Annotated in this window: 8 protein-coding genes and 1 CRISPR repeat array (1 of these 9 running past the window's edge); of the genes, 2 read left to right on the top strand and 6 right to left on the bottom strand. The window is 69.4% G+C overall.

Annotation, left to right across the window (positions count from 1 at the left end):
• Nucleotides 1-60: 60 nt before the first annotated feature.
• Together J4H86_RS22110 and J4H86_RS22105 are read left to right on the top strand one after the other, a co-directional pair.
• Nucleotides 61-1,737, top strand: coding sequence for a serine/threonine-protein kinase (locus J4H86_RS22110; protein ID WP_236539975.1), 1,677 nt, complete (start codon nt 61-63; stop codon nt 1,735-1,737).
• 183 nt (nt 1,738-1,920) lie between these two features.
• Nucleotides 1,921-3,693, top strand: a complete 1,773-nt coding sequence (locus tag J4H86_RS22105; protein WP_236539973.1) for a serine/threonine-protein kinase — start codon at nt 1,921-1,923, stop codon at nt 3,691-3,693.
• A 30-nt stretch (nt 3,694-3,723) separates the two neighbouring features.
• Here J4H86_RS22105 and J4H86_RS22100 read toward each other — a convergent pair whose 3' ends face one another.
• From J4H86_RS22100 to J4H86_RS22075, 6 genes are all read right to left on the bottom strand, one after another.
• Nucleotides 3,724-4,431, bottom strand: coding sequence for a hypothetical protein (locus J4H86_RS22100; protein WP_236539971.1), 708 nt, complete (start codon nt 4,429-4,431; stop codon nt 3,724-3,726).
• A 132-nt stretch (nt 4,432-4,563) separates the two neighbouring features.
• A complete protein-coding gene (locus J4H86_RS22095) occupies nt 4,564-5,202 on the bottom strand; it encodes an aggregation-promoting factor C-terminal-like domain-containing protein (RefSeq protein WP_236539969.1) in 639 nt (212 codons plus the stop codon).
• Between the two features lie 315 nt (nt 5,203-5,517).
• Nucleotides 5,518-6,237, bottom strand: coding sequence for an aggregation-promoting factor C-terminal-like domain-containing protein (locus J4H86_RS22090; protein WP_394356406.1), 720 nt, complete (start codon nt 6,235-6,237; stop codon nt 5,518-5,520).
• A 476-nt stretch (nt 6,238-6,713) separates the two neighbouring features.
• Nucleotides 6,714-7,991, bottom strand: a complete 1,278-nt coding sequence (locus J4H86_RS22085) for a PhoH family protein (RefSeq protein ID WP_330932540.1) — start codon at nt 7,989-7,991, stop codon at nt 6,714-6,716.
• Between the two features lie 405 nt (nt 7,992-8,396).
• Complete coding sequence (locus J4H86_RS22080; RefSeq protein ID WP_236539963.1) at nt 8,397-9,158, bottom strand: isoprenyl transferase; 762 nt, start codon at nt 9,156-9,158, stop codon at nt 8,397-8,399.
• A gap of 239 nt (nt 9,159-9,397) precedes the next feature.
• Entirely contained in the window at nt 9,398-11,395 is a 1,998-nt protein-coding gene (locus tag J4H86_RS22075) for a thioredoxin domain-containing protein (RefSeq protein ID WP_236539961.1), read from the bottom strand.
• A 331-nt stretch (nt 11,396-11,726) separates the two neighbouring features.
• Nucleotides 11,727-13,074: direct repeats of the CRISPR family, unit length 29 nt; unit sequence GCAAGCCCCGCACACGCGGGGATGGACCG (it continues 414 nt past the right edge of the window).

Below are 13,074 nucleotides of genomic sequence, written 5' to 3'. Positions count from 1 at the left end.
CGGTGAGTACGCTTCTGGGGGCCTTTTCCTGTCGCCCCCCACTGCTGGAAAGGGTTCGCCATGGTCGCGCCGCTGGACGAGGGCGGAAGGATCGTCGCGGACCGCTACCAGCTCGTGGCGGAGCTCGGGCGCGGTGGGATGGGCGTCGTCTGGCGTGGACGCGACACCCTGTTGGACCGGGAGGTGGCGGTCAAGCAGGTCCAGCTCCCCCGGGACATGAGCGAGGACGAGCGGGCGGAGGCGCACGAGCGGGTGCGCCGGGAGTCACGCTCGGCGGCGCGGCTCGCCGACCACCCCAACGTGATCACCCTGCACGACGTCTTCGACTTCGAGGGCAACCCCTGGGTCGTCATGCAGCTCGTGTCGGGGCGTTCCCTGGAGGAGGTGCTCCGCGACAGCGGCCCCCTCCCACCGGAACGACTCACCAGTATCGCCACCGAGATCCTGGACGCCCTGCACGAAGCCCACGGCAAGGGCGTCCTGCACCGCGACGTGAAGCCGGGCAACGTCATGCTGGCCGACGACGGTCACGCCCTGCTCACCGACTTCGGTATCGCCACGCTCGAGGGGGACACCAGCATCACCCGCACGGGCGTGCTCGCCGGGTCCCCGGAGTACATGGCGCCGGAGCGGTTCGAGGGCAAGGACGTGGGCGCCGCCTCGGACCTGTGGAGCCTCGGAGTCACGCTGTACGCGGCCGCGACCGGAGGCACACCCTTCCGGCGGGAGACGCTGCCCGCCACGATCGGCGCCGTCGTCTCCAGCCCGATCCAGCCGCCCCCCGCGGGCCACCTCACCGCGGCGATCATGGGCCTGCTCGAGCGCGACCCGGCCCAGCGGCTCACGGCCGCCGCCGCGAAGGACATGATCACCAACCCGCAGCCGCATCCGAGCGGGCCACAGGCCACCCACACCCCGACCCACCCGACGGGTCCGGGGATCGCCGTCAGTGGTGGGATGCCCGGACAGGCTCCCCAGGGGCCGCCCGGGCCTCCAGTGCCGCCCACTCCTCCCGGATTGGGAGTGCCGGCCGGGCCCTCACCGATGGGACCGGGCGGCTGGACGACACCTTCCCCGGTGGCCCAGACGACGCCCCCGCCCTACGCCCAGTACTCCGACCCCCGCGTCCCCAACGCGGCGGCCACCGGTTCGTCACCGTCCCGGAAGCGGCTCTTCCTGGGGATCGGTGGTGGCGCCCTGGCATTGGTGCTGCTGGCCGGCGTGGCGATCTACTTCCTCGCCGCGCGTCCGGCGTCGACGGAGTACCGCAACTGGTCCGACGACACGATCGGGGTCGAGTATCCGCAGGACTGGCTGGTCACCCAGGACTCCGAGGACTACGTCGCGGTCTTCCACCCCCGGGAGAACGACCGGCTCATCGACTTCACCATCTCCTGGTACCAACCCACACACGACGACGCGATCGAGGAAGTCGTCCTGCAGGAGGGGTACGTCGCCGAGGACTTCAGCGACTACGAACGGCTGGAGCTCACAGCGGCCGAGGACCACAACTTCCCCGACGAGTGGGACACCGTGTACTGGGAGAGCACGCACGACGTCACCCGAGAGCAGCGCCACGCGGAGAACCTGGACCATGACGAGCGGTTCCGGGTCGCGCTGCAGTCGCACGCGCCCGACGGCACCGCCTACTGGATCCAGTGGACCGGTCCCCTCGACGAACGCGATTACTACCGGGACATCATCGACTACACCCTGGAGAGTTTCCATGCGCGGTGACCAGGCCTGACCCCCCGCTGACGCCGCGTACTGCCCCAACCCCCACTGGCGTGAACCGCGCCGCAGCAGAAGAAGGGTGCCGGAGATGGTCGAGCAGCCGACCCCCGAGAACAGAACCGTCGCGGGACGCTATGTGCTCCAGGGCGAACTGGGCCGCGGCGGGATGGGCGTCGTCTGGCGCGGTTGGGACACCGAGCTGGAGCGGGAGGTGCGCTCAAGGAGGTCCTGCTCCCCGACGAGCTGAGTGACCAGGAGGCCGCGGACGCGCGGGCCCGGCTCCGCCGAGAGTCGCGCACCGCCGCCCGGCTGGCCGACCACCCCAACGTGGTGACCCTCTACGACGTCTTCGAGGTCGACTCCGCACCGTGGGTCGTCATGCAGCTCGTGCGGGGCCGCTCCCTGCAGCAGGTCATGAGCGCCGACGGGCCGCTGTCGGCGGCCGCCGCGACTCCGGTGGCCGAGGGGCTGCTAGACGCGCTGGACACCGCGCACAAGGCGGGGATCCTGCACCGCGACGTCAAGCCGGGCAACGTGATGCTCGCCGACGACGGACGCGTCCTTCTCACCGACTTCGGGATCGCCACGATCGAAGGAGACTCGGCGATCACCCGGACCGGGATCCTCGGCTCGCCGGAGTACATCGCACCGGAAAGGTTCGAGGCGAGTGAGGTCGGTCCCGCGTCGGACCTCTGGAGCCTGGGCGTGACGTTGTACGCGGCCACGACCGGGGGCACTCCGTTCCGGCGGGACACGATGGCCGCGACGGTCGGGGCCGTGATCTCCAGCCAGATCCCGCCCCCCGACGCCGGCGAGCTGACGAACGTCATCGTCGGACTGCTGGACCGTGCGCCGGAGCGGAGGTTGTCGGCCTCCGGAGCACGGGAGATGCTGTCCAACTCGCGAGGCGGGGAGCCGAGCACGGCCACTACGCCGTCGGCGGGACTCCGGCCCCCCGGCCCGCCGACCGTGGGCCCATCCGGTCCACAGGCGCCGCCCGAGCCGTTTCCGGGGCCTCCCGGCGGCGGTGGCCGACCCACGGGCGCACCCTCTGGCGCACACGCCGCGTGGCACGGCACGCCGCCCGGACACCCCTCCGGGCCGCAGGGACCGCACGGGCCGCTGGCCCCGGCCGGACCGCCCGGCATGCCCGTTCCACACGGGGCGAGGGGACCGCACGGGCCCAACGGCCACCTCCAGGCCGGCGGACCGCCAGTGCCGCCACCCCAGGGGCCTCCCGGACGTCTGGGAGCCCCACACGGCTACCCCGCTTCCGCGCCCCGACCGCACGCCCCCGAGCCCGTGCGGTCAACAGGGGGCAGTGGAACGGGCCCGTCGAACAGCCGGCGGCGCACCGTACTGCTGATGGGGGGTGGAGCGGTCGCCGTGGTCCTCGTCGTCGTCTCGGCGCTCGTCATAGTGCCCTGGGGCGGCTCCAACGACGGCTTCGCCTCCTGGGAGGACGACATGCTCCAGGTCGACCACCCCGAGGAGTGGTCGGTGAGCCTGGACAACGTCACCGAATACGGCGCGGAGTTCTCCCACCCGACCGCGAGCCACGGTCTGTCCTTCGCCGTCGCGGCCATGAACCAGTCGTCCTACGACGTCGAGGGCCTGGAGTTCTCCGCCGAGGAGTACATCCAGTCCATCGAGGACGACATCGCCGGGGACGCCCTGGAGTTCCAGCAGGTCCGGCTCGAGCAGACCGACGAACTCCCCAACTTCCCCGACAGTTGGGACACGGTCGTCTGGGAGGCCACCTACACCATCACCGTCCCCGAGATGGTCGACGAGGGTCTCGACGAGGCGGAGCGGTTCGTCCGGTGGTGGCAGGTACACGACCACGACTACAACGCCTACTTCATGTGGTGGAACGGCCCACGGTCCATGGAGCGGGAGTACCAGGACGCCATCGATCGTGCCCTGGAGACGTTCGTCGCGAGCGAGTTGGACGCCTGACGAAGGGCCTGTCGGTCGGCATGACCCGGCTCACCGCGAACGGCCGGCCCCTCGTCGACGGGTGCGCACCAGGAACCACGCGAGGGCCGTCGCGCCCACGGTGACCGACCCGGCGACCAACACGATCGCCAGGTCGGCGTCCATGTCCTGGCCGCGGCCCGCGTCCTGCGCCGCCTCTGTGGGTGTTGGGTACATGTTCGGTCCCACGCCGATCGGACCGGTGCGGGTCTCCGGCATCGAGCACTCCAGTGCGGGCCGCTCCAGCTCGAACCCCACCAGTCGGGCCTCGTAGGCGGGCGCGGCTGGATCCCACTCGGATCGTGGGAGCGTTTCATCCCCCCAGAGCCGTATGAGGAGCTCGCCCTCACTGTTCGACGTGCCGTCTCCTTCCATGGGTACCGTCAGTTCGGCCTCCGGCTCCGCCGTCTCCGGCGGTGCGGAACCCTGTGGTCTCTCCACGATCTCGACGAGGGCCTGGCCACGAACACCCGTGCGTGTTCCGGGTGGCGCCTGCCCCTCACCTTGAGCGGTCACGCTCGCGGACAGGTGTGGTTGTTCCGCGTCGCCGGTTGGGAACGCGTAGTAGTGCGCGGAGAGGCCCACCTCCACTGTCATCGAGCCACAGGAGCCCCAGGCTGGGCCGTAGGGCAGCTCTTCCGCCGAGGCCGGCACACTGACCGTGGCCATCAACCCCGCCGCCACCACGACGCAACCCCCGCTGATCCGTGGAACGCCCACCGCACTCCTCCACTCCGCGCACCGTGTCTCCCTCAGTGTCTGACATTCGACGTCCGGAATGAGGGGCGTCAATCAAAGGAGGCCGCGAATCCCTCGGGATTCGCGGCCTCGGTGCGGCACTTCTGGTGGCCGTCAGTACCAGTTGTTCGCCTGTGAGTGCGACCAGGCGCCACACGGGCTGCCGTAGCGGTCATCGATGTAGCCGAGACCCCACTGGATCTGGGTGGCGGGGTTGGTCTGCCAGTCGGAACCAGCGCTGGCCATCTTGCTGCCGGGCAGGGCCTGGGGGATGCCGTAGGCGCCGGAGCTGGGGTTCTGCGCCGTGTGGTTCCAGTTGCTCTCCTTCTCCCAGAGGTTGTCCAGGCAGGAGAACTGGTCGTTGCCCCAGCCGAAGTCGCCGAGCATGCCCTGGGCGATCTCCCGAGCGGAGCCGGAGGGGACCGAGGCAGCTTCCTCGCTGTCCTCCTCTTCCTCCTCCTCTTCTTCTTCCTCCTCTTCCTCGACCGAGCCCGAGGTCGCCGTCACCGCGCCGTCAAGGGCGCTCTCACGGCTCTCCTGGGCTTGGGAGAGCAGGGTTTCCAGCTCCTCCGGGGTGAGGTCCTCCCCCATGGCGAAGAACTGCATGTCCTCTGCTTCGGGAGCGGCATCCGCCACCTCGGCGGGCTCTGGGCCACTATCCGCGAATGCCGCGGCGCCGAACGCCACGCCCGCCACCACGGTCGCGGCGCCCGCTGCCGCGGCGACCCGATGCGGGATCCGGTTGAGTAGCAAGAATGCACCTTTCGCAGTCACGCAGGTGGTGTGCGTATGGACGGATCGACCCGTACGGCCTTCGAACATGGAGTTAGCTCGGCGCGGATCGCTCCGCTCAACATCGAGCCGGACGAAGACCGGGGCGTTCGAACGATGCGAAGGGATGATCGTTGACGCTCCAGGCCTTTACCTAACAGTGGACAAGACTGCCTGAAAGTCACGGCCGAGTCACAGTCAAATCCGTATGAAGTAAATCACATTACCCTCACGCGGATCACTGACCTCATCCGTCGTCCGTCCACACGCACACACCGCTGCGCTAGTCGAAGGTGCTCAGTACCAGTTGTTCGCCTGTGAGTGCGACCACGCGCCACACGGGCTGCCGTACCGGTCCTTGATGTAGCCGAGTCCCCACTCGATCTGGGTCGCGGGGTTGGTCTGCCAGTCGGAACCAGCGCTGGCCATCTTGTCACCCGGGAGCGACTGCGGGATTCCGTACGCGCCCGAGCTCGGGTTCTGCGCGGACGGGTCCCAGTTGCTCTCCTTCTCCCAGAGGTTGTCCAGGCAGGAGAACTGGTCGCCGCCCCAGCCGTAGTCGCCGAGCATGCCGCGGGCGATGTCGCGCGGCGATCCGCTGGGAGCGGAGCTTCCGCCACCGCCGCCACTGCTACCGCTGCTGCTGCTCTCACCGCCGCCACTGCTACTGCTGCTCCCGCCGCCGCTGCCGCTGCTACTGGCCTGCTCGGCCTGCGGTTCGGGGTCTTCCTTCTCCTCCTTCTGGCTGACCGACGCGTCGGCGCCAGAGGTGGCCGCGTCGGCCGCCTCGGCGCGCGCGTCCTCCGCCTGGGTGCGGGCCTCGTCGGCCTGCCCCTCGTTTCCGTTGTCGGCGTCGGCGACGAACGAACCCTGCTCAGGAACGGCGGCCTCGTTGACGGCCGCGGTGGGCTCCGGCCCGCTGTCAGCGAAGGCCGCGACACCGAACGTGGTACCGGCGACGACGGCGGCGGCGCCAGCGGCGGCCGCCATGCCACGCGGAATACGACTGAGAAGCAAAAGTATTACCTTCCGCCAGTCACACGCCAGCGATCGCGTGTGATCGGATGAGAATCCCCGCCCCTGCTACGCACTGTCGCAACGCCTGATCCGGCTCGACATCTCAGAAAACCGCTGGCCGATGAACCGGAGGGTGCATGCGCCCGGCCGCTCCCGTACTGGGAAAACTCCTGGCGGCGCTTGGGGATCGCATTACCTAACAGCTCCCCACACTGCCTGACGGTCACGGACAAGTAACACCAATATCGCCGTAACGTAAATCACAGGGTTAACGTGCAGGTCAGGGGCATGATGCGCGATGTCCGCCCCATGCGGGCGTGCGTGCTCACCACGAAGACAAGAGGGGACCGGGGTGGCGAAGCCCACATCGCCATCGATTGCCATTCACGCAGGTCAGAAGGCATGAAGCGGCCCCGCGCGCCAGGCGCGCGGGGCCGCTTAGACGAATTCCGGCCTCAGCCAGGTTCAGCTCCGGTTCAGCCCTCCAGCATCTCGGTCACCAGGGCGGCCACCGGGGACCGCTCGGAACGGGTCAGGGTGACGTGGGCGAACAGGGGGTGTCCCTTCAGCTTCTCGACCACGGCCACCACACCGTCGTAGCGACCCACCCGGAGGTTGTCCCGTTGGGCGACGTCGTGGGTCAACACCACGCGGGAGTTCGCCCCGAGACGTGACAGCACGGTCAGCAGCACCCCGCGTTCCAGCGACTGGGCCTCGTCCACGATGACGAAGGAGTCGTGCAGGGAGCGGCCGCGGATGTGGGTGAGAGGCAGCACTTCCAGCATGCCGCGGTCCATCACCTCGTCGATGACGTCCTGGGTCGTGACCGCCGACAGAGTGTCGTGCACGGCCTGCGACCAGGGGCCCATCTTCTCCAGCTCGGTGCCGGGCAGGTAGCCGAGATCCTGGCCACCGACGGCGTACAACGGCCGGAAGACGACCACCTTGCGGAACAGTTGGCGTTCCAGCACGGCGTCCAGCCCGGCGCAGAGCGCGAGTGCGGACTTCCCGGTGCCGGCGCGACCGCCGAGGGACACGATGCCGATATCGGGGTCGGTGAGGAGGTCCAGCGCGACCCGCTGTTCGGCGCTGCGCCCGCGAATCCCGAAGACGTCACGGTCCGAGCGCACGACGCGAACCGACTTGTCCGGCAGAACCCGGCCCAGGGCCTTCCCACGGTCGGAGACCAACGCGACGCCCGTGTGGCACGGGAGGTCGCGGGCCGCGGCGATGTCCACGGAACGGTTGTCGAAGAGCTCCTGGACTTCTGGGGCGCTCACCTCCAACTCCGCCATCCCGGTCCAACTGTGCTCGATGGCGAGTTCGGCCCGGTACTCCTCCGCCGGCAGCCCGACCGAGGACGCCTTGATCCGCAGGGGGAGGTCCTTGCTCACCAGAACGACATCACCGTCCCCCGGGGCACGCTCCCTGGAGAGGGTCAACGCCACCGTGAGAATGCGGGTGTCGTTGTCACCCTCGCGGAAACCTGCCGGGAGCACACTGGGATCGCTGTGGTTGAGCTCAACCCGCAGCGTTCCCCCCTGCTCGTTGACGGGGACGGGGGCGTCCAGGGAGCCGTTCGCGTTGCGAAGGTCGTCCAACCGGCGAAGCGCTTCCCGAGCGAAGAAACCGAGCTCGGGATGATACCGCTTGCTCTCCAGCTCGCTGACGACCACGATGGGCACAACCACCTCGTGCTCGGCGAACCGGGTCACCGCGCCTGGGTCGGCGAGGAGGACACTGGTGTCGAGCACGTAGACGCCGCGGTGGGACGCGACATCGGGGTGGTGGGTCGAGGCACTAGCCACTCGTTCTCCCCCGGGCACCGAACGGCGCCCTTGACTCGCGGGATTAAACGGACCGGGCGGCCCCACAGGACCGGGACCGGCCCTGTTACGTGAAGTTCCTGAACCAACAGAACCCTCACCGAGTCGAGGCCTCCCTGGCAACCGGAACGGCTCCGGTTACCAAGATCGACGCTACCCGTGGCGTCAACAGACCTGGTGGCCTGTCGAGCTCGCACGGTGAACCGTCGAGTCCTTCCCACACGGCGTTCCCCTCGCGGCCCCGCCCGTGCATGGGCGGACTCGGAGAGGGACGACTCCCGCTCGGGCCCCCGCGTGGCGGGATCCCCTGAGGGGCGGGACGAGCGCGACGATTCAGCCGCCGTAGCGCCGGTTGCGTGCGCCGTAGGAGCGAAGAGCGCGTAGGAAGTCCACTCTGCGGAGGGCAGGCCAGAAGACCTCGCAGAAGTAGTACTCCGAGTGGGCGCTCTGCCAGAGCAGGAATCCGGAGAGACGCTGCTCCCCCGAGGTCCGGATGAGCAGATCCGGGTCGGGAAGGCCACGCGTGTAGAGATGCTCGGCGATGTCGTCCAGATCGAGGCGCTCTGCGAGCTCCTCGATGCTCGTCCCCCGCCCCGCTTCGGCGAGGAGAAGCGACCGCACCGCGTCCGCGATCTCACGTCTACCCCCATACCCGACTGCGACGTTCACAATCAGGCCGGGCTTCTCCGACGTCTCGGCGCCCGCCTCCTTGAGAATGCGCGCGGTGGAGTCAGGGAGGAGGTCGAAGGCGCCCATGGGGTTGACGTGCCACCCCTCGCTGCTGAGCCGGACCACCGTCGACTCGATGATGCGCAGCAGCGGGTCCAGTTCCTCGGGTTTGCGGTGCAGGTTGTCGGTGGACAACAGCCACAGGGTCACGACCTGCACCCCGAGCTCGTCACACCAGCGAAGAACCTCGAAGATCTTGTCCGCACCGGCCTGATGGCCGGTGTTGACGTCCTCGTGCCCGTTCACGCCGGCCCAGCGCCGGTTCCCGTCCAGGACGACGCCGACGTGCCGCGGGATGTCGCGGCCGTCGAGCTCTCGTTCGAGTCGACGTTCGTACAGCCAGTAGAGGGGGTGACGTAGCCCCATGGGTTCACCTTTCCGCTTTCGGCGCCGCGAGGAGCGGCCGTGACCGGCCCGACCGATGTCTGGGAGACGCGCCGCTTCCGAACCGGGTTGTCCGTCGATTCAGGACATACCTGTGTTCTCGTCGCGTAGTTGTCCGGCTTGGACAGATCCAGATCATGGCAGGACACCCGTCACGCCACTGTTAAGACACGGGCGGGCACGGGGCGTGGCCTCTCCGCTGACACCCAGCGGAGAGTCTCCTAGCGCACGGCGGCACGAAGCTCCGCGACGGTGGTTACCGGCAGTCGGCACGCGAAGTCCTCACACACGTACGCGGCCGGTTGGCCGTCCACCATGGTACGTCCACGCAGGAGTCCGAGCCCGACGTCGTCACGGCCGTCTCCGACACTCACCACCGCACCGGGCGAGGTGGTGCCCATGGCCTCCTGATGGAGCCGCGCCGTCGCCGGGTCCCGCGGATCACCCACCACGGCGATCTGCACGGGGCCGGCGAGCAGTGCCTCCGCCACCGCGAGTCCCCACCCGGAGAAACGGGGGGCACGGTTGGCGAGCAGGGTGGCCGGGCTCAGGGCGGCGGCCGCCGCCTCCCGCATCTCGGTGGACCCCGTGAGCCCCGCACAGCTCAGCAGAGCGCCCGCCGCGGCGAACTGGCCGGAGGGCGTCGCGTTGTCCGTGGGGTCCTGGGGGCGGGTGTAGAGCCGCTCCGCGTCGTCGGCGGTGTCGAAGAAGCCGCCCGCTCCGTCGCCGAACCTCCGCAGCACCACCGTGAGCAACGCCTCGGCGATGTCCACCCAGCGCGCCTCGCCGGTGGCGGCGTGCAGCGCGAGCAACCCCTCAGCGGTGTTGGCGTAGTCCTCGAGTACGCCGGCGCTGGTTCCCACGGTTCCGTCGCGGGAGGTACGGAGGAGTCGGCCCTCGCTCAGGTGCACGGTGGCGAGGAGCTCGGCGGCGTCGCGCGCGGCGTGCACGAAGTCGGGCCGGGAGAACAGCACGCCGGCCTCCGCGAGCGCGGCGATCGCGAGGCCGTTCCAACTGGCGACGACCTTGTCGTCCCGAGCGGGCCAGACCCGGCGTTCGCGGTGCTCCCGTAGGAGCCGGCGCACGCGCTGGTAACGGTCCTCGTCCTCCGGCTCGCGCGGACGCTGGAGTACGGAGGTTCCGTGCTCGAAGGTGCCGGTCGCCGTCACCCCGAACACGTCCGTGGCCCAACGACCGTCATCGTCGCCCAGGACGGTGCGCAGCTCGGCGGGGGTCCAGACGTAGAAGCGGCCCTCCTCGCCCTCGCTGTCGGCGTCCAGTGAGCTCGCGAACCCTCCCTGCTCCGTCCGTAGGTCGACGAGCATCCACTCCACGGTCTCGGTGGCGACGCGGGCGGCCAGGGGATCCCCGGTCTGGCGCCACAGGTGGGCGTAGGAACGGGCGAGGAGGGCGTTGTCGTAGAGCATCTTCTCGAAGTGCGGCACCCGCCAGTGGGCGTCGACCGAGTAGCGGGCGAAGCCGCCGGCCAACTGGTCGTAGATCCCTCCACGGGCCATCGCCTCGGCCGTGCGGCGGGTCATGTCCAGTGCCCGCTCCGCGGTGGCGCCGGCTCCCCGGTGCCGTGAGTGATGGCGGAGAAGGAACTCCAGCACCATCGACGGTGGGAACTTCGGCGCCGTACCGAACCCGCCGTTCGCGGGGTCGAACTCGCCGTGCAGCACGTCCACGGCCGCGTCGAGCGCGTCGGCGTCGGGCACACCGGAGGTCTCGGGAAGCCCGGCCCCGCGCAGGGCCTCGGCGATGCGGTCGCTCTGTTCGTCGAGATCCTCGCGCTGCTCCCGCCACGCCTCCGTCACCCCGGCCAACAGCCGCTGGAACTGCGGGCGCGGATAGTAGGTCCCGCAGTAGAAGGGGGTCCCGTCCGGCCGCGCGAACACGGTCATCGGCCAACCACCGTGCCCGGTGAGCGCCTGCGTCGCCGTCATGTACACGGCGTCGATGTCGGGCCGCTCCTCCCGGTCGACCTTGACGTTCACGAAGTCCCGGTTCATGCGCCGGGCCATGTCCTCGTCCTCGAACGACTCGTGCGCCATGACGTGACACCAGTGGCAGGCCGCGTACCCCACGGAGATCAGCAGTGGCACGTCCCGAATCCGCGCCTCGGCGAGCGCCTCCTCGCCCCACGGGTACCAGTCGACAGGGTTGTCGGCGTGCTGAAGCAGGTAGGGACTCGTCGCGTCGGCCAGACGGTTAGACATACTTCCACTCTGCCACGACGCCCCATGTCCCACCGAGCCCCGGGCCGCGCGCTCCCACCGGCGAGATCCCCAGCACGGACCAGCGATCCCCCGATTCATCCGAGAGAGAGCCCCGCACCCAGACATGTCGTACGCCTCGGCATCGAGTGAGGATGCGCCCCCGCTTCGAGGACCTATCCTGTCCTCAATCCGAAGCCGTCCGGAAATCACCACCCGGGAAAGTGGACATCATTGGTCCGCTTTTCCGCCTTCCGGGCAACGGGAATCGGTCAAACCGGACCCCGAACATCGCGAAACGGTAACACCGCGAAAGAACCCCAGGTCGCTCGCTGCAAGCCCCGCACACGCGGGGATGGACCAGCGGAACGCCGGAGTGCATGAGCGACATCGTTGAGCAAGCCCCGCACACGCGGGGATGGACCAGGGTGCCGTCCGGTCCCGCGTGACCGACGCCGACGCAAGCCCCGCACACGCGGGGATGGACCAGGCGAAGGACGCCGACCGGTGACCGCGCGGATGCTCGGCGCAAGCCCCGCACACGCGGGGATGGACCGAGGAAGGGTGCTCAGATTGTGAGTACCCCTGGCGCAAGCCCCGCACACGCGGGGATGGACCGTTGTCCAGCGCTCCTTCGCAGGCACGCGCCAGCGCAAGCCCCGCACACGCGGGGATGGACCGGTAGCGGCCGACCGTACGCCGCGAGAGGTGGAAGCAAGCCCCGCACACGCGGGGATGGACCGTGGACGGGTGACGGTATGCCTACTCCCCGACGAGCAAGCCCCGCACACGCGGGGATGGACCGCCGCATCTGCGTTCTGCTTCGCGCGCTGCTCGCAAGCCCCGCACACGCGGGGATGGACCGCTCATCCAGCACTGCGGAGGGTTCGGGTAACCGCAAGCCCCGCACACGCGGGGATGGACCAGACGGCATTCCTGATTGCACCCACGCGCGCAGGGCAAGCCCCGCACACGCGGGGATGGACCAGGGCGATACGCATAACCTCCGCCCACGCAGCCGCAAGCCCCGCACACGCGGGGATGGACCTCCGGCAACTCATCCAGCGCGTAGTGAGCGAGCGCAAGCCCCGCACACGCGGGGATGGACCGGATAACCGCAGCGCGCTGCGGCCCGACCCGATGCAAGCCCCGCACACGCGGGGATGGACCGAGACGGTCACTGTCCTGAACCAGAAGGGAGGACGCAAGCCCCGCACACGCGGGGATGGACCGGCGATACTCACGGAGGCCGTACCGGAGCTCGCGCAAGCCCCGCACACGCGGGGATGGACCGGTCGGCGACATCCTGGTGGAGCTGGAGGGGCAGCAAGCCCCGCACACGCGGGGATGGACCGGCATGCGGAAACTATGGTCGGCGGCCAACATCAGCAAGCCCCGCACACGCGGGGATGGACCGTGCCCTGTCTGGAATGGAGGGAACTGCGTCGTAGCAAGCCCCGCACACGCGGGGATGGACCGTCGATGATCAGGACGTCGATCTTGGCTTCGGCGGCAAGCCCCGCACACGCGGGGATGGACCGGCACACGAAAAGCGCCCCACCCCGTAGGGTGAGCAAGCCCCGCACACGCGGGGATGGACCTCCGCAGCATCGGTGGGAAGCTGGTGTTCGCCACGCAAGCCCCGCACACGCGGGGATGGACCGAGACCGCGGATGTCCATC

The sequence above is a fragment of the Spiractinospora alimapuensis genome (genome assembly GCF_018437505.1).
In the GTDB taxonomy this organism is placed as follows: Bacteria; Actinomycetota; Actinomycetes; order Streptosporangiales; family Streptosporangiaceae; genus Spiractinospora; species Spiractinospora alimapuensis.
This window is presented reverse-complemented; position numbering and strand designations above follow the sequence as displayed.